The organism is Herbiconiux sp. L3-i23 (assembly GCF_023734115.1).
Taxonomy (GTDB): Bacteria; Actinomycetota; Actinomycetes; order Actinomycetales; family Microbacteriaceae; genus Naasia.
In genome coordinates this window covers 1,746,441-1,771,807 of the sequence record NZ_AP025737.1, presented here as the reverse complement: position 1 = coordinate 1,771,807, position 25,367 = coordinate 1,746,441, and the positions used below count along the sequence as shown (strand labels likewise).

Genomic DNA, 25,367 nt, shown 5'->3' with positions numbered 1-25,367 from the left:
AGCGGACAACGGCGCCGCGGGGTGCACCGCTCGTTAGCATCGAAGCATGCGGGATCCGGAAGAGCTCTACGAACTGACGCCCGCGGCCGATTCGGTGCCGCGCGGGCTCCCGCTTGTCGCCGGCCTCACGGGCTTCGCCGACGCCGGCGGTGTCGTCACCCAACTCGGCCAGTACCTCGTCGACACGCTCGAGACGACCGAGCTCGTGCTGTTCGACAACGACGAACTGCTCGACTACCGGGCGCGCCGCCCCTCGATCCTCTTCGATCAGGACCACCTGGCCGAGTACTCGCCGCCGACTCTCACGCTGTCGCTCGCGCACGACGAGCTCGGCGCGCCGTTCCTGCTGCTGACGGGTTACGAGCCCGATTTCCGCTGGGAGGCCTTCGCCGCCGCGGTGCTTCGCTTCATCGAGCGCTACGAGGTCGCGAGCACCACCTGGGTGCACGCCATCCCCATGCCGGTTCCGCACACGCGGCCCGTGCGGGTCACGGTGAGCGGCAACCGTGAAGAGCTCATCGAGCAGATGTCGATCTGGAAGCCGCGCACGCAGGCGCCCGCGAACCTGCTCCACCTCGTCGAGTGGAAGCTGCAGGAGCTCGGTGCCCCCGTCGCCGGCTTCGTCGCGCTCGTGCCGCATTACCTCGCCGACACCGAGTTCCCCGGCGCCGCGGTCACCGCGCTCGAGAGCATCAGCGCCGCGACCGGACTGATCTTCCCGACCGACCGCCTCCGTGAGGAGAGCCGCGAGTTCCTCGGCAAGGTCGACTCCCAGGTGGCGGGCAACGAGGAGCTGGCGCGTCTCGTGTCGACGCTCGAGGAGCGCCACGACAGCTACGTCGAGGGCAACCCGCTTCCGTCGCCGCTCACCGACGAGGAGGGCGAGGTGCCGAGCGCCGACGAGATCGCCGCGGAACTCGAGCGCTTCCTCGCCGGCCGCCGCGACGACGACGACCGCTGACCCGGCTCAGCTCACCAGGGGATGCGGGTCAGCTGACCCGAGATGCGCCAGAGGCGAGCCCCGAGTAGTTCGTCGTCGACGATCGACGGCGTCGGCACGACCCCGGGCGATCCCGAGGTCTGCATCGGTCCCGTCGGCGCGACCAGTTCGCCGCCGACGAGGTCCGGTGAGGTGACGGCGGTGACGATGGTCTCCGCGCCCGCCGCGTAGTCGTGGGCGAACGCGCGTTCTGCGAGGTGCAGCGGCGACCGGAGCTGCTCGCGCGACAGCGCATAGCCGGGATGCGTTGCGATCGACCGCAACGGAAGGGCGTCCTCGCGGATGCGTCGGTGCAGCGCCGCCGCGAAGACGAGGTTCGCGCGCTTGCTCGCCGCGTACGCGCGGAACGGCCGGTAGCCGTGATCGAACCGGAGGTCATGGAACAGGATGTGCCCCATCCGCGCCGCGATCGAGGTGACGGTGACCACGCGCGCCTCGGGTGCGGCGACGGGGAGCAGCAGCCCGGTGAGGGCGAAGTGTCCGAGGTGGTTCACGCCGAAGTGCATCTCGAACCCGTCGGGCGTGAGGGTGCGCTTCGGCTGCAGCTTCACTCCCGCGTTCAGCACGAGCGCCGACCACGGCCCGTACGCGTCGGCGTACATCGCCGCGAACTCCCGCACCGAGCCGAGGGAGGCGAGATCGAGGGGAAGCAGGCCGACCTCGGCGCCGGGCACCTGCTGGAGGATCGCGCGACGCGAGGTCAGGCCCCGCTCGATGTCGCGGACGCCGAGCACCAGGGGGACACCTCGAGCGGCGAGCTCGAGCGCGGCGGCGGAGCCGATGCCGCGGGTCCCTCCGGTGAGGACGACTGGGCCCCCTGCTCCGTTCGCTGCCACCACGTCCTCGATGCTAGCCCCGCCTCCTTCATGCAGACGGCCCTACGACTTATCGTTGGGGGAGTGAACTCGAGGCGCCATTGGATCATCTTCGCCATCGGTGTCGTCGCCTACGTGACCGCGGTCATGCAGCGCTCGAGTCTCGGCGTGGCGGGCGTGGAGGCGAGCGAGCGGTTCTCCTCGAGCGCCGCCGCCCTGTCGACGCTCGGCGTGTTGCAGCTCATCGTCTACGCCGGCCTGCAGATCCCGGTCGGGGTGCTGGTCGACCGGCTCGGGCCGAAGGCGCTCGTCGCCTCCGGCGCCGCCCTGATGGCGATCGGGCAGGTCGTCGTCGCGCTCGCCCCCGACCTCGTCGGGGCCGTCGTCGGCCGGGTGCTCGTCGGCGCCGGCGACGCGGCCACCTTCATCTCCGTCCTGCGGCTCGTGAACACCTGGTTCGCAGGGCGCAACGTGCCGGTCGTCACCCAATGGCTCACGAACCTCGGCCAGTTCGGTCAGGTGCTGTCGGCGATCCCGTTCGCGATCGTGCTGCACGCCGCGGGATGGGAGCCGGCCTTCCTCTCGGCGGCGAGCGTCGCGGTGTTCTCGTTCGTGCTCGTCGTCGCTCTGCTCTCCAACGGCAGGGGAGTGCACGAGGCGGCGGCCGGGGCACCGGACTTCCGCAGCGCCCTCGTCGCCCTCGGCGAGAGCTTCCGCCGACCCGGCACCCAGCTCGGCTTCTGGGCGCACTTCGTCACTCAGGCGCCGGGCACCGTCTTCGCTCTCTTCTGGGGCGTCCCGTTCATGGTCTTCGGCGTCGGGCTCGACCCCGCCTTCGCCTCGGCGATGATCGCCGGGATGGTCGTCGTCGCGATCCTCGTCGGACCGCTGCTCGGCTTCCTCATGGTCCGCTATCCGTTGAGACGGTCGAGTCTCGCACTGCTCGTCGTCGTCATCATGGCCGTCGCGTGGGGTGCCGTCCTGCTCTGGCCGGCGCCCATCCCCGCGTGGCTGATCGTGCTCCTCGTCATCGCCATCTCCATCGGCGGCCCCGCGTCGCAGATCGGCTTCGACTTCGCACGCACCTTCAACCCCGCGCGGCGCCTCGGCTCGGCGAACGGCATCGTCAACGTCGGCGGCTTCACCGCGAGCTTCGTGATCATGCAGCTCGTCGGCGTGCTCCTCGATCTGCAGCACCCAGGGGCGACCGCTCCGTCGGAGCTGTATGCGCTCGACTCGTTCCGGCTCGCGATGCTCGTGCAGTTCCCGATCATCGGCTTCGGCGTCATCATGCTGGTGCGCGCACGGCACCGCACGAGACGCCTGATGCTCGACGAAGAGGGAATATCCGTTGGCCCCTTGTGGGTTGCACTCTTCGGGAAGTTGCGGTCGCGGCGCAGTCGCTGACCCCGCCGGACGGCGCGAACGGCTCAGAGGCGTCTTCATAGAGAAGAGCTATTGCCGAGCGAGGCCTCCGGCTGGTAATGCGCCGGCTGAGATGCGTGCAATAATGGAATAGGACCCTGTCGAGTCCTCGGGCCACGAACCGTCGTGACCACCGAGGGGACTTGACAAGGGTCCAAGTGCTGTCCGAAATGCCGGACGAGCCGCGGGAAACGCCCCGTGGCGCCGACGGCATCGTGGTTCGAAGGCATGACGACAAGGCCGTACAGGTGGGGTACTGCCGTCCGTCGAATCATCCGCCCGACCCCGCTTCCCCCGGAGTGAAAGGTGCACCGATGACCCCTAGTAAGACTGCTGCTGTGGCCGACCCCGAGACCGTCGAGGTCGAGGCCACGACGACCAAGCGACGCCCTGAGCCTGTCGAAGGGAAGCCGGCGGCGAAGAAGCCTGCGGCGAAGACCGCCGCCAAGACGCCTGCGAAGTCGACCGCCGCGAAGGCGACGACGGCGAAGAAGGCGCCCGCGAAGAAGGCGACCTCGAAGGCCGCCGACGACGACGAGGCCGGCGAGGACGAGATCGACGAGCCCGAGGAGGGCGTCGAGGACGAGATCGAGGAGGGCGCTCCCGAAGCGGAGGGCGACACCGAGGCCGACTCGGACGAGAAGTCCGATGATGACGATGACGAGGCCAAGCCCGCCGCGACCGTCGAGGCCGACGAGAAGCTCCCTACCGGTGCGCTCGTCCTCTCGCTGGTCGACGACGACGACGAGGTGCCCGTCTACTCGACGGCGATCACCGGCGCCACCGCCGACCCCGTCAAGGACTACTTGAAGCAGATCGGTAAGGTCCCCCTGCTGAACGCGGCCGAAGAGGTCGAGCTCGCCATGCGGATCGAAGCCGGACTGTTCGCCGAGGACAAGCTGTCGAACACCGACGGCATGACGAAGGAGCTCATCCGCGAGCTCAAGTGGGTCGCGAAGGACGGACAGCGCGCGAAGAGCCACCTGCTCGGCGCGAACCTCCGCCTCGTCGTGTCGCTCGCGAAGCGCTACACGGGCCGCGGGATGCAGTTCCTCGACCTGATCCAGGAAGGCAACCTGGGCCTCATCCGTGCGGTCGAGAAGTTCGACTACACCAAGGGCTTCAAGTTCTCGACCTACGCCACCTGGTGGATCCGTCAGGCGATCACCCGTGCCATGGCAGACCAGGCCCGCACCATCCGCATCCCCGTGCACATGGTCGAGGTCATCAACAAGCTCGCCCGCGTGCAGCGCCAGATGCTGCAGGACCTCGGACGTGAACCCACGCCCGAGGAGCTGTCGCGCGAGCTCGACATGACCCCTGAGAAGGTCATCGAGGTGCAGAAGTACGGTCGCGAGCCGATTTCGCTGCACACGCCTCTCGGCGAGGACGGCGACAGCGAGTTCGGCGACCTGATCGAGGATACCGAGGCGGTCGTCCCGGCCGACGCGGTGGGCTTCACGATGCTGCAGAAGCAGCTCGAGAGCCTCCTCGATTCGCTCAGCGAGCGCGAGGCCGGTGTCATCCGCATGCGCTTCGGTCTCGGCGACGGCATGCCGAAGACCCTCGACCAGATCGGCGACACGTTCGGTGTGACTCGTGAGCGCATCCGCCAGATCGAGAGCAAGACGATGGCGAAGCTGCGCCACCCGTCGCGGTCGCAGTCGCTGCGCGACTACCTCGAGTGATCTGACTCGACGATCCGACATGGGAAGGGCCGGAACTCCTCACGGGGTTCCGGCCCTTCCCTTGTTCGGCTGGTCAGCTACGCAACGCGTCGAGGAGCTGCGCCTTCGTCTTGTTCGCGCTGCCGGTCACTCCGCGCGATCGGGCGAGAGCGCGGAGGCGGACGACCGTCCACGCCTCGCTCGGCTCGTCCTCCGAATCGGGGAGGGGGAGCGGGAGGGCGACGGGCGCGGCGATCGGCTCGTCGGTGGAGGGCGCCGAGTCATTCCTCGCCGAGGCGTCGATGGTGCCGGCGTCGAGCGTCGACTCCACTTCGTCCTCGGGCACGGTCGGTAGCGGCGGCGTGTAATCGGAGGGTCGAGGGGAGTGCCCACGACCGGCGAGCGTCTCAGCCTCGTCCCTCGCCTTCTCGGCGTCGATCTTCGCGCGCTCGGCGCGCTCGGACGCCGAACGCAGCGCGTCCTCGGCGCGGGTGAGCTTCTTGCGGTACTTCTCGGTCAGCGCCTCGAAGTCGGCCGCCCGATCGCCCGCCTCCCGCTCGGCCGCTCTCGCCGCCGTGCGGAGTTCGTCCGCGCGCCGACGGGCGGCCTTCGCGGCCTTCTTACGCTCGGCCTCGCGGGCCTCTTCCGGAGACGGGCCGGGGGTCTGGTTGCGCTTCGCCGCTTCGGCCTCGTCGGACTTCTGCTTGTTCTTCTTCTTCTTCTTCGCCATCGGGTCTCCCTTCGGGTCGGTGGACCTTCCACCTTCCCACGCTCGCCCGAGCGCTTCCGCAAAGCCGACGGGACCGCCACGCGAGCGGCGCCGCGGCCGGCCGTTTACGGGCGACCTGAGAGACTGGAGGCATGACGAACCGAACGACCGGGGCCCGCTGGATCCCCGCGGTCCTGCTCGGACGGGCGGTGCGCGTCGCGGCGCGGCTGCGCAAACGCGGAGGCGGGTCCGCGGTGCCGGGACTCGTCGTCAATCGAGTCGCGCCCGCCTTCCTCGGGTCCGTGCTCTCCGGCTTCCCCGAGGGCCTCGTCGTCGTCAGCGGGTCGTCCGGCAAGTCGACGACGACGAAGATGCTCGTCACCGTGCTCGAAGCGCACGGCAAACGCGTGTTCACCAATCCGTCGACCGCGAACATCAGCCAGGGGCTCACCTCCGCTCTCCTCGAACGCGCCGATCTGACCGGGCGTATCGACGCCGACCTCGCCGTCCTCGAGATGGACGAAGGGCACGGCGCGCTCCTGTCCGACCGGTTCCGGGCGCGCAGCGTCGTGCTCACGAACGTGATGACCGATCAGATCGACCGGTTCCACGACTCCGAGAAGGTCGTCGGCATGCTGCGGCGAATCGCCGCGACCGCGACCGGCTCCCTGATCCTCAACGCCGACGACGCCCTCGTCGGCTCCGTCGCCCCCGAGGGCGGCGACGTCGTCGTCGAGCGGTTCGGTGTCACCGAGGCGGTGCTGGCCTCGTCGCCGCGCGGGCTCGGCTATGCGAAGACGAGCGACGCCCGGCACGACGGCGGCACGATGGTCACCGCGGTCGCCGGTCGGCAGGCGACCATCGCCTTCGACGGTGCGACGCACGAGGTGGGCCTCCCGGCGCGGGGCGTGCACTACGCGGTCGACGCCGCCGCCGCCCTCGCCGCGGCGCGCGATCTGCTCGGCGACTCGTTCGACGCGAGCGTCGCGGTCTCTGCGATCTCCGCCATGCCCGCCGTCTTCGGACGAGGCGAGGTGGTGACGGTGCGGGGCAAGGACGTCGAGTTCGTGCTCGTGCAGAACCCCGCCAGCTTCCAACTGAACGTCGACGAGCTCGATGAGGACCTCGATCAGGTGCTTGTGGCCATGGGCTCGGATGTCCGCGATCCCTCGTACTTCTGGCCGGTCGACTCGTCGCGCATCGGCCGCGCACGCATCGTCTCCGGATCGAAGGCCGACGACATCGCACTGCAGCTGCTCTACCAGGGCGTCGACGTCGACGAGATCGAGCCGGACCTGACGGTGGCGCTCGACCGGTTCCTCGCGCTGCCCGATCCGGCACGCGGCACCAAGACGATCGTCTTCACCGCCGACTCGATGCGGCGCACCCGCTCACACCTGGGACTGGCACAGTGACCTTCCGAATCCTGCAGCTGCTTCCCCAGCTGACCGATGTCAACGGCGATGCGCGGAACGCGGCCGTGCTCGTGGCGCGCCTGCGGTGGGCCGGCCACGACGCCGATCTCGTTCCCGTCGCGGCGGGGGAGCCGCTGCCCGCGGAGCGACCGACGGCCATCGTGCTCGGCTCCGGGGTCGACTCGGCGCTCCGGCGCACCCGCGACGCCCTCGCACCGATGGTGGCGACGCTCACCTCGTGGCTCGGCGACGGGGTGCCGCTGCTCGCGGTCGGAACCGGCATGGAGCTGCTCGGCCGTGCGATCCCGCTCGGCGACGGCACGATCGTCGACGGCCTGGGGATCGTGCCGGGAGAGGCGACGCCGCTGGCGACGCGCAGCGCCGACGATCTCGTGGTGGAGTCCCGCTACGGCACGCTGACCGGATACGAGAACCACGCGCGCGGCTTCGTCCTCGCCTCACCGGCCGAACCTCTCGGCACTGTGCTGACGGGGACCGGCAACGGCGAAGGAGCCGAGGGAATCCGCTGGCAGTCGGTCTACGGCACGCACCTGCACGGGCCCGTGCTCGCCCGCAATCCGGTTCTCGCCGACGCGCTGCTCGCCGACGCCGGCGTCACCGTGGTCGCCAGCGAGATGTCGGCCCGGGCGGATGCGATCGCCGCGCGGGTGTCCGCACGACTGATGGGCTCCGCCCGCTGACGCGCCCTTCGCCGGCGCTCGCGCGACGGCGAAGCGACTGTTCCGCCTCACCGAAAGGACATCGATGACGCCGTTGCGTCTCTTCCGTGCCGCGGCGATCGCCGAAGCCGTCACCTGGGCACTCCTGATCGCGGGGATGCTGCAGAAGTACGTGTTCCGCGCGGGTGACTGGGGTGTGAGCATCGGCGGGGCGCTGCACGGCTTCGTGTTCCTCGCCTTCGTCGTCATCGTCGTGGTCGTCGCGATCAATCAGCGGTGGTCGGCGGGTCGTGCGATCGTCGCCCTGGCGAGCGCGGTCGTGCCTTTCGCGTCGATCCCCGCCGAAGTGAGGTTCGTGCGCGCCGGCGCGCTCGACGGAGGATGGCGCACCGAGACCTCCGACGACCCCCGCGATGGCAGTCTCGCCGACCGGTTGCTGCGATGGTGGCTGCGACGGCCCAGGCTGCTCGCGGTCGTCGCGGGTGTCGTCGTGGTCGCCGCGTTCGCCGCGCTGCTCGTCGTCGGCCCTCCCGGCCGCGACGCAGCGTGACGGCCGACGCGAGCACCTGGCGCATAATGGCGGCATGACGTCGCGACTGTCGGTGCGCTCCGTGGACTCGGTCCTCTCCATCGCGTCGAGGGGCTCGTTCCTCTCCGTCGGATCGGTCGGATCGTCCTTGTCGATCGGTTCGGTCGGCTCGTTCGCCTCGGTCGCCTCCGTCGGGTCGTTCGCCTCCCTGCTCGCGATCGCCTCGTCGCTGTCGCTGCTGTCGATCGGCTCGCACGCCTCGACGGTGTCGTTCATGTCCTCCCGTTCGCGCGGCGGCGTCTTCGCCGACCGCAATCGCACGCGCGGCCGTGAGCGCTCGGCAGTGCGTCGGGTCGCGATCGTGCTGATCACCGTCGGTGCCGCCGCCGTGGCCGCGCGCGCCGCCGGTCGTGCCGCGCGCTGAGCGGATTCAGGTTTCGCATGAACGATCCCGTCGCCGCCTCTGACCGATGCCCCTGCGGCAGCAGCGTCTCCTACTCGGAGTGTTGCGGTCCCGTGCACGCCGGCGAACCGGTGGAGACCGCGGAGCAGCTGATGCGGTCGCGCTACAGCGCCTTCGTCTTGGGGTGCGGTGACTATCTCCTCGACAGCTGGCATCCGAGCACGCGTCCCCGCTCGGTCTCGACGGACGACGACACCGCGTGGCGGCGTCTGCAGATCGTCGACGTCGTCGCGGGGACCGCTGCGGACGAGGAGGGTGTGGTCGAGTTCCGCGCCACCTACCGGAGCTCAGGCGGTGGCGTGAACGTGCTGCACGAGCGCAGCCGCTTCCGTCGCGTGGGCGGAGCCTGGAAGTACGTCGACGGGGACATCCTCGACTGAGGCCAGCCCGCTCGGGCGCTGTCGGAAAGTCGCTTCAAGCATTGGTCGAAGGTTGCGCTGATCAGGGCTGATTTGGTCCTGCTGATGTCGGTGGCTGCTGGCAGAGTGCAGTCATGGGAACGGACACCGTGGCACTGCTGGCCGAACAGGCCGCGCTGCTGTCCACCCGTGGCCAGACCCTCAGCGCCGGGAACCCGTCGACCCTGGTCGAATCGTTGATGGGGTCGGCCGACACCGATCTGCTGGCGTTCGCTGAGCACGCCGCGCAGGTGGTGCGGCTGGCCGAGGCGGCGTTCATCGCCGCGGCCGGTGAGGTCGCGCGGAGGAGTGAGCGCACCGTTCCCGATCCGCTCAGCCGGCGCTTGGGTGAAAAGAGTGCGGCGGCGCTGCTGGCCAAGCGCACCGGCGCTGCGGAGGTCGATGTCGCCGTGCAGGCCCGGCTCGGATTGGCGCTGTCGCCGCGAGAGGGTTTGACCGGTGAGATCCTGCCCAGCTACTACCCGAGCGTCAGCCAGGCTCTCGCCGATGGTGAGTTACCGGCCCGGTCTGCGGCGGTGATCGTTCGGACGCTGGTCGCCATCGCCCCGAACGCTTCGCTAGAGCAGCTCGAGGGTGTCGAGGATTTCCTCGTGGATGGGGCGCTGCAGGAGTGGGACGCGGTCATGCTCGCGGATGTCTGCCGGGCGTTGCCAGGTCGGTTCGATCCCGACGGCATCGAGCCGCGGGAAGCGGCCCGGCGGGCTCGGCGGGCGTGGCGGGAACGCGAGTTGGAGGACGGCAGCGTCCGGTTCACCGCCGAAGCCCCGCCCGAGCAGGCCGCGTTCGTGCGCGCCGCGATGGATGCCCGCACCGCGCCGCGCCGTCAGGTCCGGTTCACCGAGGTCGGCGAAGAAGAGGGCGACCTCGAAAGCGCACCCGAGTACGACTCCCGAACCTGGGAGCAGAAGCGGCTCGACGCGTTCGTCGACATCATGCGCGAGTCTCTTAGCGCCGACGACGGCGAGATGGGCGGGGTCGACACGACCCTCGTGTTGCACATGATCGATGAGGCGTACTCGACCGGCGTCGGCGAGGCGTGGATCGAGGGCGTCGACGGCTTGATCTCCGCCCGCACCGGCCAGCACTTGGCCTCGTCGGCGAATGTGGTCACCGTGGTCCTCGACTGCGAGGGTCAACCGTTGTGGCTGGGCACGACCCGCCGGTTCTTCACCCGTGCACAACGCCGGGCGATGGCCGCCCGGGACGGCGGCTGCCAATGGCCCGGTTGCACCGCCCCGCCCCGATGGTGCGACGCCGCCCACATCATCCCCTGGTCGCAAGGTGGGCGGACGGATATCGAGAACGGCATCCTGCTCTGCCACTTCCACCACCGACGCTTCGACGAAGACGGCTGGACCCTCACCATCACGAACGGGGTACCGTGGTTCACCCCACCCCGACACCTCGACGCCTCTCGCACACCCCGACGCGGCGGACGACGACGCACCCCCGCCGACCTCGGTCCACCGATCTAGCGGACGGGAGTGGTGCGTTCAGCGCAGACGCACCATCCGCTGCTGGCCGTCGACTTTCACCTCGGCGAGGTTCGACCGCGACTTCACGAAGTCGGTGAACGTCTTGTAGCCGAGTACCCGCTCGTTGAACGCCGGATCCATGCGCTTCATCAGCGACTTCACCCCTGCAGCGTTCTGCCACTCGTCGTCATCGTCGCTCTTCTCCTGGCCGAGCTCGAGCGCGCGCACCAGCAGTCGTGACGCCGCGCGGTCTCCGGTCGCCGTCGGAGCGGCCTGCTCGGCGGGCGCCTCGGTGATCGACGGTTCGCCCTTCGCGCGCGAGCCGGTGCGATCGGGTTCGCGGGAGTCGTCGACCACCGTGGTGCCGGGAATCGCGTCGTACATCTGGAATCGGTCGCAGGCCGCGACGAGGGCCTTGCTCGTCTTGCCCGAGACGCCGACGCCCACGACGTAACGCCCGAGCCGCTTCGTGCGTTGCGCGAGCGGGATGTAATCCGAATCGCCGGCGACGATCACGATGTGGGTCAGATCCGGCAGCCGGAACAGATCCTCGAGGACATCGACGGCCAGGCGGATGTCGGCGCCGTTCTTGAGCCCACGCGTGGTCGGGAAGAGCTGGGTGAGGTCGACCGCCCGCTCGACGAGCTGGTCGCGATAGCCCGCGTTGGCCGGCACCGACCAGTCGGCGTAGGCGCGGCTGTGCGCGATCGTGCCGAACGACGACGCGTAGTCGAGCACCGCGCCGACATCGATGCGAGCCCGAGCCAGCTTCGCCGCGATGCCCGTCGGCGTCGCACCCGACGGGACGGGGGAAACGGAGCGAGCGTTGTCCGAGCGCCATGAGCCGTCGCCGTGCACCTCGTCGTAGCGCGAGATGACGATGTTGTCGAAGTCGATATAGACCCCGACGCGTGCTTCCGGCTGGGCTTCGGCCACGGTGATCCCTCCGTCGTCGCCCGAGGCTATCGCGCCGACCGCGTGAACAATCGGTGAACGTGCCCGTCCCCGACTGTCCAGCTATTGAGCAAGCGGGGCAGCAGGCGCATGCTCCTCTGCGTGGATCCAATCGTGCTTCTCGTCTTGGTCGTGATCACCGCACTCGCGTTCGATTTCACCAACGGCTTCCATGACACGGCCAACGCGATGGCGACGTCCATCGCGACCGGAGCCCTGAAGCCCAAGGTGGCCGTCACCCTTTCCGCGGTGCTCAATCTCGTGGGCGCCTTCCTCAGCGTCGAGGTCGCGTTGACCGTCACGAACGCGGTGGTGAAGATCCAGGATTCGGATGGCGCACCAGACCCAGCGCTGCTGGAGGACGGCGGCTCGGCGCTGCTGCTCATCGTGCTCGCCGGACTCATCGGCGGAATCATCTGGAACCTGCTCACCTGGCTGCTCGGCCTGCCCTCGAGCTCCTCGCACGCCCTGTTCGGCGGCCTGATCGGCTCGACCATCGCGGGCCTCGGCTGGGTGGGCGTGAACTGGGCGGGCGACGGCACGAAGCTCGACGGCGTCGTCGGCAAGGTGATCCTGCCCGCCCTGATGTCGCCCGTGCTCGCCGGAGTCGTGGCCGCGATCGGCACCTGGCTGGTGTTCCGGGTCATCGGCAACCTCGCCGGCAGGTTCACGGACCGCAGCTTCCGCATCGGTCAGATCGGCAGCGCGTCGCTCGTCTCACTCGCCCACGGCACGAACGACGCTCAGAAGACGATGGGCGTCATCACGCTCGCCCTGATCGCCGCCGGAGGTTGGGACGACACCGAGTCGGTGCCTCTCTGGGTTAAGATCAGCTGCGCCCTGGCGATCTCGGCGGGCACCTACATCGGCGGGTGGCGCATCATCCGCACCGTCGGCAAGGGCCTGGTCGAAATCAACACCCCGCAGGGAATGGCGGCGGAGAGCTCGTCGGCGGCGGTCATCCTGGCCTCGAGCCACCTCGGTTTCGCGCTGTCGACCACCCACGTCGCGACCGGATCCATCCTGGGCTCCGGGGTCGGACGACCGGGAGCCGAGGTGCGCTGGCGGGTCGCCCTGCGCATGGTCATCGCGTGGGTCATCACCATTCCGGCGGCCGGGGCCGTGGGAGCCATCATGTGGTACATCGGTCATCTCGCCGGGGGAGCGGTCGGCGGCATCATCATCGTCGTCATCCTCGCCGCTCTCGCGCTCTTCATGTTCATCCGGTCGCGCCAGAACGCGGTCGGCGCCCACAACGTCAACGACGAGTGGCAGGACAAGCGCCGCTCGCCCGAGAAGAAGTCGACGACGGTCTAAGGAGCTTTTCGAAATGTTCCCTTTGTTCCTCGACGCCGCCTGGCAGGTGGCCCTCGCTGCGCTGCTGCTCGGCGCCGGCCTTCCCACGCTGTTCGCCCTCGGGGTCCGCTCCTTCGCCATCGCCGGTGGAGCGCACGACGACGGACGCACGCAACGACCCGCGTTCCGGGCGCTCGGTGTTCTCTGCTACGTGCTCGTCATCGTGGCGGTACTCGTCGGTCTGACGGTCATCATCGCCACCGGTTTCGGCAAGGAAGTCAGCTTCGAGAACATCATCCCGATGGTGGTGGACAAGGAATGACAGACGACGCGAAGTCGGACGACGGCATCGTCGCGAGGGTCGTCGGCTGGCTGCGTGCGGGATACCCCGATGGCGTGCCGGAGGAGGACTATGTCGCCCTGCTCGGCATCCTCCAACGCAGCCTGACCCCGAGCGAGATCGCCGTCGTCGTCGACGGGCTCGTCGCCGACGCGGCGACCCTTGCCGCGGACGGGCTCGAACTCGAGGTCGACGCGGTGCGGCGTCGAATCGAGGAGTTGCTCCAGGGACCGGCGTTGCCGAGCGACGTCGCGCGCGTGGCGGGCCGGCTGGCGAGCGCGGGATGGCCGCTCGGCCGTCCCATCGACGACGCGCCCGCCCCGGGGGATCGAGTGGGGCTCGTGACGCGGGTGGTGCGCTGGCTGCGCGAGGGCTACCCGATGGGCTTGCCCGAGAACGACTTCATCCCGCTGGTCGCGCTGCTGCGTCGCCGACTCACCGACGCCGAGGTCATCGAGGTCGCCGCGCGCCTATCGGCCGAGGGGGCGCTCCCGCCGACCCGCGTCGATGTCGGATCGGCCATCGCCGAGGTGACGTCGGCGCTGCCGTCCGAGGACGACATCGAGCGCGTCCGCCGCTCCCTCGTCGAGCACGGGTGGCCCGTCGACTTCCCCGTCTGACGGCCAGGCGACGGGCCACCGAACGCGGCTAGTCGCGACCGTCGGTCCCCGCGCGGTCCGTCAGGTCGGGTTCGGAGCGTGCGGCGTCGGCCGCATCCTCTTCGGGGCGCGGCGCGATGTTCTCGTCGTACTCGAGCTCGGGGATGTCGGGGAAGTGCGCTGCGTCGTCGTCGGGACGGCCGTCGCTGTTCGAGGTCATGACTGAACGCTACCCATCCTCCGCTGCAGGATCCTCACCCTCGGCAGCAGAATCGTCGTCGACGCTCGCGAACCACTCGGCGTAGGGGGTGTTGCGCGCGAGGTGACGGTTGAGGTCGGGTGCGCCGTCGTCCCACCACACCGGCCCACGCTCCCCGAGACCCCGTTTGGCGGCGTCGACCCGGTCGCGCGCTGCGCGCACCGCGTCGGCATCGTCGATGCCGAAGGCCGCCTTCTTGGCGCGGCGTGCATCCATCAGCTCGTGCACCAGCGCCGACCGCTCCTCGTCGGACAGCCCCGGATTCGCCCGACGCCAGAGGCGCCCGCGCACGACGAGATACCGCCCGTCGGGCGTCACCGGTGCTGCGGAGGATTCAGCCACGTCACCTCGATCGTCTCTTTCCTGCCCTCGCATAGGACGGAATCGAGGTGATCCTATGTGACCGGAACTGGGTATATCGCCCAGCGAACCCCGAATGCCAGCCTCTATTTCGGAGGGCCAGGAATGCGGCCCGAAAAGGCGGGGAGCTGACATGACCGAAGAAAGTGCCTGGAATGCGGCGCGTCTGATTCCGACGTCCGGGATCAACGGGGCGGAAGAACAAGAGCGTCGCGCGACGTCCGCGCTTCTTGCCGTGATGTCATCCGTTCGCGAGTTCGGCCGCACCCTCATCGGACCTCTTGGTGCACCCGCGGGAGCCATCGAGACCTTCATCGAGGTTCCCTTCATGGTCGGTGACAAGCGGGTGTTCCCCGACGGGCTCATCCGCACGCGGCGAGGCGGCAAGGAGTGGACGGCTCTCGTGGAGGTGAAGACGGGGTCGAATCAACTGTCGGGGGAGCAGCTCGAGAACTATCTCGACGTCGCTCGCGAGCACGGTTTTCAGGCGTTGGTCACCATTTCGAATGAGCTGCCGCCCGCGGTCGGAATGCACCCGACGAACGTCGACAAACGCAAATTGAAGAAGGTCGATCTCCATCACTGGTCATGGACCGAAGTCGTGACACAAGCGGTGATGCAGAAGGAATACCGCGGTGTCGCCGACCCCGATCAGGCATGGATTCTCGGGGAGCTGATCCGATATCTCGAACATCCACGATCTGGTGCTCTGTCCTTCGACGACATGGGTCCGAACTGGGTCGGCGTTCGCGAGGCGGTGACTGCCCGGACGCTTCGAGTCGGGGACAAGACTGCGTCGGAGGTCACCGCACGCTTCGATGCGCTGATCCGGTACGCCTGCCTCCAGCTCGGACGGCGGCTTGGGACGGAAGTGGTCCCGGCTCTCTCGCGTCAGGAACTCGTGGATCCGGGTTCACGGAACTCGGCGCTGGTCGCAGGCCTCGCGAGCGACGGGTACCTTCGCGCGGCCATCAAGGTGCCGAATGCGGTGTCGAATCTCGTGGTGGAAGCGGACTTCCGTGCCTCGAAGATCACCTGCTCTTTCGAGATCGATGCGCCCAGGGAGGGCCGCGCCACGACTCGCGTCAACTGGCTGGTCCGGCAACTTAAGGACGCTCCCGAAACCGTTCGAGTCGAAGCGTTCGCGGCGCGAGCGCGAGCCGGAACGGCGGAACTCCTGCGCGAGGTCCGTGAGGCACCGGCGAAGCTGATCCTCGATCCTGCGAAAGAGATCAAGTCCTTCCGCGTCGCGCAGGTCCACCCGATGGGGACGAAGCGAGGAACCGGCAGGGGGTCCTTCATCGACTCCGTCCTCGCCGCGATCGACACGAGCTACGGCGACGTCGGTCAACGCCTCAAGGCATGGTCGGCATCACCTCCACGACTGCGCTCGGTCGACGAGGTGGAGGTCGATCCGAGTATTCAGGCGGCTCTCCCGTCGGCTGCCCTCTCGTCGCAGGATGACGAGGTCCGCGTCTGATCAGCAGGTAGGTCCACCGCCGTCGAACTACCCTCGGAGTATGAGCGGCGAGGTGAGGGTCGGGGTCGAGACCGAGCGCAAGTACGACGTCCCGACGGAGGCGTCGATCCCGCATCTCGCGTCGCTCGGATACGAGGTCGAATTCGACCGCTTCGCTCTGCGGGCCGACTACTACGACACCCGCGACCATGTCCTCGCGCAGAACCGGATCACCCTGCGCCGCCGAGAGGGCGGACACGACTCCGGGTGGCACCTCAAGACCCCCGGCGACGACGGTCGCGTCGAGCATCAGGCTCCGCTCGGCACCGACCAGGTGCCCGCCGAGCTGCGCGGGCTCATCGCGGATCTCATCGGCGACGCCGAGTTGGTCCCGGTCGTCGAGCTGCAGACCGACAGGACGACGGCCACATTGGTGGCCGGGGAAGTCGAGGTCGCCGAGATCGCCGACGACCGGGTCACCGGGCGCAGGGTCGACGTGGGCGAGACGCGAGTGTGGCGCGAATGGGAGGCAGAGCTGCTTTCCGACGCACCCGCCGGGCGCGACGAGCGAGCGGCGGTGCTCGATCGGATCGAAGAGCGTCTCCTCGCGGCCGGCGCAGTCCCGTCACCCGCCGCGTCGAAGCTCGCCCGCGCGCTCGGTCGGGAACCCCTGCCCACGTTCTGACACCTTCCGCTCGGGCGTCGATGGGCACTCTCGCAGGCGCTGTTCAGACTGCGCTGTGGGAGACTTCCGAGTGTGAGGGCACGGGCGTTTTTCACCGCGGCGACCGCGAGTTACGTCCTCAACTGCGCGCTCGGCGCGAGCGTCGCCCTGCGCCTCGTCGACACCCGCAACTTCCGCTGGGTGCACCACGCCATCTACATCACCACCGCAACCCTGGCGGGAGCCGCGGCGACGAGCGCGCTGTGGGCGAAACCCCGTCGCGAGGCGGTCGAGGCGACGGTGCTGCTCGCTCCGGCAGCTGTCCCGCTCGCGGTCATCCCGTACGCCGGGACGCACTCGAAGCGGCACTACGCGGTGGCGCTGTCGGCGGCCCCCTTCTTTCTCGCCGGCCTGATCCGATCCTGGAGGTAGCGCGTGGAGCTCTTCGACGCCATCCGTCGACGCAAGACGACCAACGGGCACTTCCTGCCCGACCCGGTGTCCGAGGAGCATCAGCGCACGCTGATGGAACTCGCGGGGCGAGCGCCGTCGCAGCTCAACAGTCAGCCGTGGCGCTTCGTGCTCGTCGAGAACCGGGACACCATCGAGACCGTGGCGCGCATCAGCGGCGAGAGCATGACCGAGGCGATGTCGAACGGGACGTTCTTCGAGCGCTACAAGCCGTACTTCCGCTTCAGCAAGGACGAGATGGAGCGCCGTCGCGACGGGATGCTGTTCGACAAGCTTCCCGCACCGCTTCGCCCCTTCACGAGCCAGGCCTTCACCTCGCGGGGGCAGAAACTCATGAACACCCTGCGCGTGCCGCACACCCTCGGCGAGGAGAACCGCAAGCTCGTCGCCGGGTCACCGCTCCTCCTCGGCGTCATGCTCGACCGATCCGAGTACCGGCCGGGCGAACTGTCGTCGTTCTACTCGGTGTTCAGCATGGGCGCCGCGATGGAGAACGTGTGGCTGTCGACCCTCGAACTCGGCATGGGGATCCAGTTCGTCTCCTTCCCGATGGAGGTCCCCGGCAAGTGGGATCTCATCGTCGACCTGTTGAAGGTGCCCGCCGAGTACGAACTCATGGCGGTCTACCGGCTCGGCTACCTCCCGCCCGAGCAGCGCCGACCGGCCATCGACTGGTCGAGTCACCAGCGCAAACTCGCGTCGCAGTACGTCTTCCGCGAGACGGTGGACAACCCGCAGCAGGGCTGGGACGAGCCGCTCGTCCCCGGCGAGCGGTGACCGCCGACCAGCGTCATGCCGACGGCGTCGATGCCGGCGCCGCGTCGGTTTCCGTTCAAGCGCTGCGCGAGGTGATCCTCGAGGCCGACCCGCGCATCCGCGAAGAGGTGAAGTGGAACTCGCCGAGCTTCACCATCGCCGAGCACTTCGCGACCATGCACATCCGCCCTTCCCGTCCGCTGCTGCTCATCCTGCACGCGGGAGCGAAGAAGAGCGGCGCCGACCTGCCCTCCGAGATCGATGATCCGGACGGGCTGCTCGAGTGGAAGTCAGGGGAGAGGGCGGTGCTCGCCTTCCGTGACTCCGCCGAGATCTCCGAGCGGCGAGCATCGGTGCAGCACATCCTCCGCGACTGGATCGCCGCGACCCAGTAGCCGGCGAGCGGTGACCGCCGGTCCGGTAAACCACCTCGGTGCCGGGGGATACCCCGATTGCCATGAGCCGCGGTGCGGAGGATCGTAGGCGCATGACCTCCCTCGTACGTCCCGTCAGCGGCCGCATGATCGCCGGTGTCTGCGCCGCACTCGCGAAGCGGTTCGGCTGGTCGGTGGGCCTCGTCCGCGTCCTCGCGATCGTGTCCCTGTTACTGCCCGGCCCGCAGATCCTCATCTACATCGTCATGTGGATCGTCATCCCCGGAGAGGATCGCGCCGCCCGCGCCCGGTCGGTCCCCTGACACGCTCCGCCGTCTTGCGCCCGACGATTGGCCTTGAGCGCCACGGCGAGGCAGGCTTGACGGATGAGCGCAGAGCCTGAGGTCCTCCGGTACGCCGCCTTCGCCGCCGAACCCGGGGGAGGCAACCCGGCCGGCATCGTGCTCGACGCGTCCTCGATGACCGATGCCGACATGCAGGCGACAGCGGCCGAGGTCGGCTTCGCCGAGACCGCGTTCGTCACCGGACGCTCCGACGATGCGGAACCCCGCTTCGCGCTGCGCTACTTCTCACCGATCGCCGAGGTCCCGTTCTGCGGTCACGCCACCGTGGCGACCGCGGTCGCCCTCGCCGAGCGTGAGGGCGACGGCACCTTCCACTTCGACACCGCCGTCGGCGAGGTCGTCATCCACACCGGGCAGCCGTTCCCGGACGGCCCGATCGTCGCCACCTTCACGAGCGTCGACCCCGAGGTCCGTCCGCTCGACCCCGCAGTACTGACCCGGCTGCTCTCGCTGCTCGGCCTCGAGGAGGATGCGCTCGACACCGACTACCCGGTGAAGGTCGCCTACGCGGGCAATCGGCATCCGATCGTCGTCCTCGCCGACGAGACGGTGTTCGACGGCTTCACCTTCGACGCCGCATCGATGCGCGCGCTCATGGACGAGCAGGGATGGAGCGGCACCGTCACCGTGCTCCGCGCACTCGACGACGCGAGATTCGAGGCCCGCAACCTGTTCCCCGTCGGCACCATGACCGAGGATCCGGCGACGGGGTCGGCGGCCGCCGCGCTCGGCGGGTACCTGCGAGACCTCGGTCTCGTGGAGGCTCCCGCGACCGTGACGATCCTGCAAGGGCGCCACGTGGGGCGCCCCAGCTCGCTGCTCGTCGACATCCCGGCGATCGGCGGGATCCGCGTCAGCGGCGGCGCCGCCGCCATCGCCGACTGAGGCCGACGCTCACGGAACTCGATGCCTTCCCGTCTACCGTGTCGCGAATGGACGAGCGGTGGTGGGAGACGGGAGTCATCTACGAGGTGTACCCGCGGTCATTCGCCGACACGGACGCGGACGGCATCGGCGACCTCCGCGGCGTGATCGAACATCTGCACTACATCGCCTCGCTCGGCGTCGACGGGATCTGGTTGACGCCGTTCCAACCGTCGCCCGGGGTGGATCAGGGCTACGACGTGAGCGACTACTGCGATGTCGACCCCCTATTCGGCACCCTCGCCGACTTCGACGAGCTCCTCGCCGATGCGCACGCGCTCGACATCCGGGTACTCGTCGACCTGGTACCGAACCACACCTCGGTCGACAACGAGCGCTTCATCGCCGCCGTCGCGGCAGGGCCGGGGTCACCCGAGAGGGAGCTGTTCCACTTCGCGCAGGGGCGGGATCCGCAGACCCCGCCGAACAACTGGCTGAGCGTCTTCGGCGGCCCCGCCTGGTCGCGGGTCGCACCCGATTCGGCCGACGACACGCAGTGGTACCTACACCTGTTCTCCCCGGCCCAACCCGACTGGAACTGGCGCAACCCCGCTGTCGGCGACTACTTCGAGGGCGTGCTGCGGTTCTGGCTCGACCGCGGCGTCGACGGCGTGCGCGTCGACGTCGCGCACGGATTGTTCAAGACCGAGGGGCTGCCCGACTCCGAGGTCGTTCCCACCGTCATCGACGGTCTCCGATCGAACCCGCTCGCGATGGACCAGGAACCGGTTCACGATGTCTATCGCCGCTGGCGGCGGGTCGCCGAGGAGTACCGGCCGCCACGCCTGCTGGTCGGCGAGGTCAACCTCATTCCGGCGCGTTCGGCGCGTTACACCCGCGCCGACGAGCTGCACCAGACTTTCGCCTTCTCGTTCGCGCGGCTGGGCTGGGAGCCCGATCAGTGGCTCGAGGTCGGCCGCGAGCTCGATGCCGTCCGCCGCGAGTACGGGGCGTCACCCACATGGGCGCTCGAGAACCACGACCTCGTGCGCTCGGTCACGCGGTTCGGCGGCGGGGAGCGCGGGCTCGCAAGGGCGCGGGCCGGATTGCTGTCGGTGCTCGGCTTCCCCGGGGGCGCTTACGTGTTCCAGGGTCAGGAGCTCGGACTGCCCGAGGTCGACGTGCCCCTCGACGCGCGGAAGGATCCGATGTGGTTCCGCGGCGGAGTGTCCCGCGATGGCGTGCGGGTGCCCATGCCGTGGACGCGATCGACGGATCGCCACCACGGTTTCGTCCCGGAGGGCGCCGTGACTCCGCCGTGGCTGCCGACGCCCGATTGGTGGGGCGAGAACGCCGTCGACGTGCAGGAGGCGACCGACGAGTCGACGCTGCACCTCTTCCGTACGGCGATCGCGACGCGCAAGCGACTGCTGGCCGACGGGGTGTTCGCCGCCGACGAGGGCGCCGAGTGGTCGCTCGCCGACGACGGTCTGCTCGTGTGCCGCCGGGATCGCGGGGCGATGATCGCCGTCGCGATGGGCGACAACCCCGCGGTACTGCCGGAGGGGCAGGTCGTGCTCGCCTCCGCGCCGCAGATGGACGGTCGCCTGCCCGCCGACGCGGCAGCCTGGATCATCCCGGACTGACCGGACGAGGTGCCCGGTTCTGCGGGTGCGGACGCCGAAACACCCGCAGAACCGGGCACCTCGCCTAGCGGTAGAGCGAGTCGAACTCGTCGGCGAAGTGTTCGAGCACGACCTTGCGCCGCACCTTCAGCGACGCGGACAGCTCGCCCTGCTCCTCGCTGAGGGCACGCGGCAGGATCACGTACTTGCGGATGCCCTCGGCACGCGACACCGACTGGTTCGCACGGGCGATCTCCTCATCGAGCGCCGCCCGAACCGTCTCGTCGTTCGCGGCGTCGGCGAGCGACAGAGCGGGGCGCCCCTTGCTCTTCAGCCACCCCTCGAGCATCGCCTCGTCGAGGGCGATGAGCGCGCCGATGAACGGCTTCTCATCACCGACGACGACGACCTCCGAGATGATCGGATGCGATCGGAGCAGGTTCTCGAGGCCGGCGGGCTGCACGTTCTTGCCGCCCGCGGTGATGATGATCTCCTTCTTGCGCCCCACGATGTAGAGGTAGCCGTCGGAGTCGAGCCGGCCGTAGTCGCCCGTCGCGAACCAGCCGTCGACGAACTCGGAGGCCGTCGCGTCCGGGTCGCCGCGGTAGCCGCGGAAGACGTTCGGCCCCTTCACGAGGATCTCGCCGTCGTCGGCGATGTGCACACCCGTGCCGGGGTAGGGAGCGCCGACGCTGCCGATCTTGATGAGCCCCGGCCGGTTCACGGCGGTGGGAGCCGACAGTTCGGTCAGGCCGTACCCCTCCATGACGGTGATGCCGATGCCGCGGAAGAAGTGCCCGAGCCAGACGGCGAGCGGGGCGCCGCCCGAGATCGCGTAGGTGACCTGTCCGCCCATGACGGCGCGGATCTTCTGGAACACCAGCCGGTCGGCGACCTTCATGCGCGCCGCCAGCACGGGCGAGGGCCCGCCGGTGTCGAGCGATCGCGAGTAGGCCTGCGCGGTCTTCGACGCCCACTGGAAGATCCGCTGCTTCACACCCGTCCCGGAGAGGGCGTTCGCGGAGTTGTAGAAGGTCTCGAATACGCGCGGCACCGCGAGAAGCCAGGTTGGACGGAACGCCTGCAGGTCGGCGACGAGCGTCTTCGTGCTGGGGGTGTAGCCGATGACGCTGCCCGAATACATGCAGAGGTAGTTGATGAACCGGCCGAAGACGTGGGAGAGCGGGAGGAACAGCAGGGTGCGCTTGTCCTCGCCCTTGACGACCCCGCCGAGATTCGGGTCGTCGACCCCGTTCACGATGTGGGTGACGAAGTTGCCGTGGGTCAGCTCGACGCCCTTGGGTCGGCCCGTCGTGCCGGAGGTGTACACGATGGTGGCGAGTGTGTCGAGGTCGGCGGCGGCGGCACGCTCGAGCACGACCTCCTCGTCGATCTCGGCGCCCGCGGTCCGCAGTTCCGCGAGGGCGCCGGGGGAGTCCTCGAGCACCAGCACGCGCTCGAGCGGCGACGACTCGAGCAGCGCGTCGGCGAGCGCCGCCATCGTCCGGTTCTCGGTGACGAGGACCTTGAGGGCCGAGTCGGTGACGATCCACGCCAGCTGGTCCGCCGAGGAGGTCTGATAGACGGGCACCGTCACCGCGCCGGCGAAGAGGCCCGCGACATCGAGCACCGACCACTCGTACCGGGTGTTCGCCATGACGCCCACCCGGTCGCCGGGCTCGACCCCGAGGGCGACGAAGCCGCGGGCGGTGGCGAGCACGTCATCGAGGAAGCGCTGCGCGGTCACCGGAACGAACCCGCCGTCGTCACCCTTGATCTCGGCGAGCGTGCTGCCGGGACGTGAGCGGGCGCGTTCGAGCACGACCGAGCACAGCGACATCGCCGCCGTCGCGGTGCCGTAACCGGGGGTCCAGGTCTCGCGCAGTTCTTCGGGCATCGACACTCACCCTATGACGGCGGGCTCCGCCGACCGCGTCGACTGGCGGGAGGGTGCCCGTCGTTCAGGCGGTCCTGCGGCGCAGGGTCACTGCGGCGAGCACCACCGCGACGACGGCGAACGCCGCCACGATCGCGAGCTCCCGCAGGACGTCCCCGGTCGCGTCGGCTTCAGTGGACACCAGATCGAGGGCGTCGATCGCGTGGGACAGCGGCAACCAGTCCGAGATCGCGTGCAGCACGTCGGGCATGTCCTCACGGGGGACGATGATGCCGCCGAGCAGGACCTGAGGGAAGACGAGGGCGGGCATGAACTGCACCACTTGGAACTCGGTGGCGGCGAACGCGCTCGCGAAGAGGCCCAGGGTGGTGCCGAGCAGCGAGTCCACGACGGCGACGAGGACGAGCAGCCACGGGTCGCCCGCCACCTCCAGCCCGCAGACCCACACCGCGTAGCCGACGGCGACGAGCGACTGGGCGACGGCGAGCAGGCCGAATGCGATCGTGTAGCCGCCGATGATGTCGCCCTTGCCGATCGGCATGGTGAGCAGCCGCTCGAGCGTGCCCTCCCGCCGCTCGCGGAGCGTCGTGATGCTGGTGACGAGGAACATGACGATGAACGGGAAGAGCCCGAGCACGGCGGGCCCCACCTGCTGGAACACCGGCGTCTCCTCGAAGATCCACGCCATCAGCCCGACCAGCAGGCTCGGCACGACGAGGAGCAGCGCGATGGTGCGCGGGTCGTGCGCGATCTGCCGCAGGATCCGCACCGCCGTGGCGAGGGTCAGGCGCGGGCTCACGAGCGGGCCTCGCGCACGAGTGCGAGGAACGCGCCCTCGGTGTCGCGCGCACCGGTCGAGCGCAGCAGGCCGGCGGGGGAGTCGTCGGCGATCAGCGCCCCGTCTCGCAGGAGCAGCAACCGGGAGCAGTGGTCGGCCTCGTCCATCGCGTGCGAGCTGACGATCAGCGTCGTGCCCCGCGCGGTGATGTCCGCGAAGAGGTCCCACAGGCTCGCCCGCAGGACCGGGTCGAGCCCGGTCGTCGGCTCGTCGAGCACGAGGAGCTGCGGTGTGCCGAGCAGTGCGGCGGCGAGTGAGACGCGTCCGCGTTGGCCGCCGCTCAGGGTGGAGACGAGGCTCGAACGGTGCGCCGTGAGGTCCACCGATTCAAGGGTCTCGACGACCCGGTCGCGGCCGACGCGGAGGATGGAGGCGAAGTAGCGCAGGTTCTGCTCGACGGTGAGGTCGGCGTAGACGCTCGCCTGCTGGGTGACGTACCCGACGCTCGAGCGCAGGGGCACGCTGCCCGCCGGCTCGCCGAGTACGCTCACGCTGCCGGAGGAGATCTTCTGCACACCGACGAGGGCGCGCATGAGGGTCGTCTTGCCCGATCCGCTCGGGCCGAGCAAGCCGACGAGCGCCCCGTGGGGGAGCTCGAACGAGAGACCGTGCAGGATCTGCGTGCGTCGACGGCGGACGACGAGGTCGGTGACGCGTACTGCGGGGGCGTTGTCCACGGCTGCATTCAAGGGCCGCGGCGGAGCCGCTGTCAACGCCTAGGATCGCCGCATGTCCGAGACCGCGCCGCAGGCCGATAGCGCGTCGCATCCGGACGCCCACCCCCTCTTCGCGCGGATCGTCGAGCGCCTGCGCGCTGCGGGCTGCGTCTTCGCCGAGGAGGAGGCGCAACTGCTGATCGCCGAGGCGGCGGACGCCGCGCAGCTCGAGGCCATGACCCGGCGTCGGATCGAGGGCGAGCCGCTCGAGCAGATCGTCGGGTGGGTGGAGTTCGCGGGGCTGCGGCTGGCGGTCGCGCCGCGCGTCTTCGTGCCGCGCCGTCGCAGCGAGATCCTCGTCGACTCCGCCGCACCGTTGCTCGCGGCGGGCGACGAGCTGGTCGAGCTCTGCTGCGGGGTGGCCGCGGTGAGCGCGGCGCTCGAGCGCCGGGTGCCCGGCATCGGCGTCTCCGCGGCGGACATCGATCCGGCCGTGCTGATCCCCGCTCGCCGCAACCTCGGACCGGAAGCGGCCGTGTTCCAGGGCGACCTTTTCGCGCCCCTGCCTCCGCGATTGAGGGGCACCGTCCGTCTCGTCGTCGCGAACGCGCCGTACGTGCCGAGCGGTGAGATCGGCATGATGCCGCTCGAAGCCCGCGAACACGAGCCCGGCGTCGCGCTCGACGGCGGAGTCGACGGGCTGGGATTGCACCGACGGATCGCCGCCGAAGCTCCCGAGTGGCTGCGGCCCGGTGGACACCTCCTCATCGAGACGAGCAGGCGCCAGGCCGCCGCAACGCTCGCCGTCTTCACGGCGTCGGGCTTCGATGCGCAGGTGGTCTCCGACGATGAGATCGACGGCACGGCGGTACTCGGGCGTCTGCGCTGACCAGCCGGTCGGACGCGCCGTGCATCGAATTCTCTCCGGTGGCTCCCAGCCGGTTCGGAGAAGACTGAGGATTCACCCGACCGAGGCGGAATCGGGGCTGCTCT

General features: G+C 69.4%; 29 protein-coding genes. 21 read left to right on the top strand and 8 right to left on the bottom strand.

Going from position 1 to position 25,367, the window contains the following annotated elements:
- Positions 1-46: 46 nt before the first annotated feature.
- The gene (locus NGH83_RS08360) at positions 47-961 is read left to right on the top strand and encodes a proteasome assembly chaperone family protein (RefSeq protein ID WP_251855804.1); all 915 of its coding nucleotides are present in this window, start codon (positions 47-49) and stop codon (positions 959-961) included.
- A gap of 11 nt (positions 962-972) precedes the next feature.
- On the opposite strand, the gene NGH83_RS08355 is transcribed toward NGH83_RS08360, so the two are convergent.
- On the bottom strand, positions 973-1,839 hold the full coding sequence (locus tag NGH83_RS08355) for an SDR family NAD(P)-dependent oxidoreductase (RefSeq protein WP_251855803.1): 867 nt from the start codon (positions 1,837-1,839) through the stop codon (positions 973-975).
- 60 nt (positions 1,840-1,899) lie between these two features.
- Here NGH83_RS08355 and NGH83_RS08350 point away from each other — a divergent pair, with 60 nt between their 5' ends.
- Complete coding sequence (locus NGH83_RS08350) at positions 1,900-3,222, top strand: nitrate/nitrite transporter (protein WP_251855802.1); 1,323 nt, start codon at positions 1,900-1,902, stop codon at positions 3,220-3,222.
- A gap of 332 nt (positions 3,223-3,554) precedes the next feature.
- Positions 3,555-4,928 carry an RNA polymerase sigma factor gene (locus NGH83_RS08345; RefSeq protein ID WP_251855801.1) on the top strand — a complete coding sequence of 458 codons (1,374 nt, stop codon included), beginning with the start codon at positions 3,555-3,557 and terminating at the stop codon, positions 4,926-4,928.
- Between the two features lie 73 nt (positions 4,929-5,001).
- On the opposite strand, the gene NGH83_RS08340 is transcribed toward NGH83_RS08345, so the two are convergent.
- Positions 5,002-5,637 (bottom strand): hypothetical protein, encoded by a 636-nt coding sequence (locus NGH83_RS08340; protein WP_251855800.1) that lies wholly within the window; start codon positions 5,635-5,637, stop codon positions 5,002-5,004.
- 131 nt (positions 5,638-5,768) lie between these two features.
- Between NGH83_RS08340 and NGH83_RS08335 the strand changes: the two genes are divergently transcribed.
- The 6 genes from NGH83_RS08335 (at position 5,769) to NGH83_RS08310 (ending at position 10,597) form a co-directional block, all read left to right on the top strand.
- Positions 5,769-7,031 (top strand): MurT ligase domain-containing protein, encoded by a 1,263-nt coding sequence (locus tag NGH83_RS08335; protein ID WP_251855799.1) that lies wholly within the window; start codon positions 5,769-5,771, stop codon positions 7,029-7,031.
- Complete coding sequence (locus tag NGH83_RS08330; RefSeq protein ID WP_251855798.1) at positions 7,028-7,732, top strand: type 1 glutamine amidotransferase; 705 nt, start codon at positions 7,028-7,030, stop codon at positions 7,730-7,732. The genes NGH83_RS08335 and NGH83_RS08330 overlap by 4 nt, the downstream gene beginning before the upstream one ends.
- Positions 7,733-7,796: 64 nt before the next feature.
- A complete protein-coding gene (locus tag NGH83_RS08325) occupies positions 7,797-8,261 on the top strand; it encodes a DUF3817 domain-containing protein (RefSeq protein WP_251855797.1) in 465 nt (154 codons plus the stop codon).
- 34 nt (positions 8,262-8,295) lie between these two features.
- Entirely contained in the window at positions 8,296-8,664 is a 369-nt protein-coding gene (locus tag NGH83_RS08320) for a hypothetical protein (protein ID WP_251855796.1), read from the top strand.
- A 17-nt stretch (positions 8,665-8,681) separates the two neighbouring features.
- Positions 8,682-9,083 carry a YchJ family protein gene (locus NGH83_RS08315; protein WP_251855795.1) on the top strand — a complete coding sequence of 134 codons (402 nt, stop codon included), beginning with the start codon at positions 8,682-8,684 and terminating at the stop codon, positions 9,081-9,083.
- 113 nt (positions 9,084-9,196) lie between these two features.
- Positions 9,197-10,597, top strand: coding sequence for an HNH endonuclease signature motif containing protein (locus tag NGH83_RS08310; RefSeq protein ID WP_251855794.1), 1,401 nt, complete (start codon positions 9,197-9,199; stop codon positions 10,595-10,597).
- An 18-nt stretch (positions 10,598-10,615) separates the two neighbouring features.
- Here NGH83_RS08310 and NGH83_RS08305 read toward each other — a convergent pair whose 3' ends face one another.
- Complete coding sequence (locus NGH83_RS08305) at positions 10,616-11,533, bottom strand: NYN domain-containing protein (RefSeq protein WP_251855793.1); 918 nt, start codon at positions 11,531-11,533, stop codon at positions 10,616-10,618.
- Between the two features lie 120 nt (positions 11,534-11,653).
- Here NGH83_RS08305 and NGH83_RS08300 point away from each other — a divergent pair, with 120 nt between their 5' ends.
- The 3 genes from NGH83_RS08300 to NGH83_RS08290 are packed head-to-tail and all read left to right on the top strand — an operon-like array spanning position 11,654 to position 13,807.
- A complete protein-coding gene (locus NGH83_RS08300) occupies positions 11,654-12,868 on the top strand; it encodes an inorganic phosphate transporter (protein ID WP_251855792.1) in 1,215 nt (404 codons plus the stop codon).
- Between the two features lie 13 nt (positions 12,869-12,881).
- Positions 12,882-13,169 carry a hypothetical protein gene (locus NGH83_RS08295; protein ID WP_251855791.1) on the top strand — a complete coding sequence of 96 codons (288 nt, stop codon included), beginning with the start codon at positions 12,882-12,884 and terminating at the stop codon, positions 13,167-13,169.
- The gene (locus NGH83_RS08290; RefSeq protein ID WP_251855790.1) at positions 13,166-13,807 is read left to right on the top strand and encodes a DUF3349 domain-containing protein; all 642 of its coding nucleotides are present in this window, start codon (positions 13,166-13,168) and stop codon (positions 13,805-13,807) included. Before NGH83_RS08295 ends, NGH83_RS08290 begins: the two co-directional genes overlap by 4 nt.
- Positions 13,808-13,835: 28 nt before the next feature.
- Here NGH83_RS08290 and NGH83_RS08285 read toward each other — a convergent pair whose 3' ends face one another.
- Together NGH83_RS08285 and NGH83_RS08280 are read right to left on the bottom strand one after the other, a co-directional pair.
- The gene (locus NGH83_RS08285) at positions 13,836-14,006 is read right to left on the bottom strand and encodes a hypothetical protein (protein WP_251855789.1); all 171 of its coding nucleotides are present in this window, start codon (positions 14,004-14,006) and stop codon (positions 13,836-13,838) included.
- Positions 14,007-14,015: 9 nt separating this feature from the next.
- Positions 14,016-14,387: a hypothetical protein gene (locus NGH83_RS08280; protein ID WP_251855788.1), complete on the bottom strand. Its 372-nt coding sequence runs from the start codon at positions 14,385-14,387 to the stop codon at positions 14,016-14,018.
- A gap of 94 nt (positions 14,388-14,481) precedes the next feature.
- Here NGH83_RS08280 and NGH83_RS08275 point away from each other — a divergent pair, with 94 nt between their 5' ends.
- From NGH83_RS08275 to NGH83_RS08240, 8 genes are all read left to right on the top strand, one after another.
- Entirely contained in the window at positions 14,482-15,885 is a 1,404-nt protein-coding gene (locus NGH83_RS08275) for a hypothetical protein (RefSeq protein WP_251855787.1), read from the top strand.
- Positions 15,886-15,925: 40 nt separating this feature from the next.
- A complete protein-coding gene (locus NGH83_RS08270; protein WP_251855786.1) occupies positions 15,926-16,549 on the top strand; it encodes a CYTH domain-containing protein in 624 nt (207 codons plus the stop codon).
- Between the two features lie 72 nt (positions 16,550-16,621).
- Complete coding sequence (locus NGH83_RS08265; RefSeq protein WP_251855785.1) at positions 16,622-16,960, top strand: hypothetical protein; 339 nt, start codon at positions 16,622-16,624, stop codon at positions 16,958-16,960.
- Between the two features lie 3 nt (positions 16,961-16,963).
- The gene (locus NGH83_RS08260; protein ID WP_251855784.1) at positions 16,964-17,776 is read left to right on the top strand and encodes a nitroreductase family protein; all 813 of its coding nucleotides are present in this window, start codon (positions 16,964-16,966) and stop codon (positions 17,774-17,776) included.
- Positions 17,773-18,150, top strand: coding sequence for a DUF1801 domain-containing protein (locus NGH83_RS08255; RefSeq protein ID WP_251855783.1), 378 nt, complete (start codon positions 17,773-17,775; stop codon positions 18,148-18,150). Before NGH83_RS08260 ends, NGH83_RS08255 begins: the two co-directional genes overlap by 4 nt.
- A gap of 92 nt (positions 18,151-18,242) precedes the next feature.
- The gene (locus NGH83_RS08250) at positions 18,243-18,452 is read left to right on the top strand and encodes a PspC domain-containing protein (protein WP_251855782.1); all 210 of its coding nucleotides are present in this window, start codon (positions 18,243-18,245) and stop codon (positions 18,450-18,452) included.
- Between the two features lie 63 nt (positions 18,453-18,515).
- Positions 18,516-19,379 (top strand): PhzF family phenazine biosynthesis protein, encoded by an 864-nt coding sequence (locus tag NGH83_RS08245; protein ID WP_251855781.1) that lies wholly within the window; start codon positions 18,516-18,518, stop codon positions 19,377-19,379.
- A 47-nt stretch (positions 19,380-19,426) separates the two neighbouring features.
- A complete protein-coding gene (locus tag NGH83_RS08240; protein WP_251855780.1) occupies positions 19,427-21,004 on the top strand; it encodes an alpha-amylase family glycosyl hydrolase in 1,578 nt (525 codons plus the stop codon).
- Positions 21,005-21,068: 64 nt separating this feature from the next.
- Here NGH83_RS08240 and NGH83_RS08235 read toward each other — a convergent pair whose 3' ends face one another.
- From NGH83_RS08235 to NGH83_RS08225, 3 genes are all read right to left on the bottom strand, one after another.
- A complete protein-coding gene (locus tag NGH83_RS08235; protein WP_251855779.1) occupies positions 21,069-22,880 on the bottom strand; it encodes a long-chain fatty acid--CoA ligase in 1,812 nt (603 codons plus the stop codon).
- Positions 22,881-22,944: 64 nt separating this feature from the next.
- Positions 22,945-23,679, bottom strand: a complete 735-nt coding sequence (locus NGH83_RS08230) for an ABC transporter permease (RefSeq protein WP_251855778.1) — start codon at positions 23,677-23,679, stop codon at positions 22,945-22,947.
- A complete protein-coding gene (locus NGH83_RS08225) occupies positions 23,676-24,395 on the bottom strand; it encodes an ABC transporter ATP-binding protein (RefSeq protein ID WP_251855777.1) in 720 nt (239 codons plus the stop codon). Before NGH83_RS08225 ends, NGH83_RS08230 begins: the two co-directional genes overlap by 4 nt.
- A gap of 52 nt (positions 24,396-24,447) precedes the next feature.
- On the opposite strand from NGH83_RS08225, the gene NGH83_RS08220 reads away from it, so the two are divergent.
- Positions 24,448-25,263 (top strand): putative protein N(5)-glutamine methyltransferase, encoded by an 816-nt coding sequence (locus NGH83_RS08220; protein ID WP_251855776.1) that lies wholly within the window; start codon positions 24,448-24,450, stop codon positions 25,261-25,263.
- Positions 25,264-25,367 lie beyond the last annotated feature (104 nt).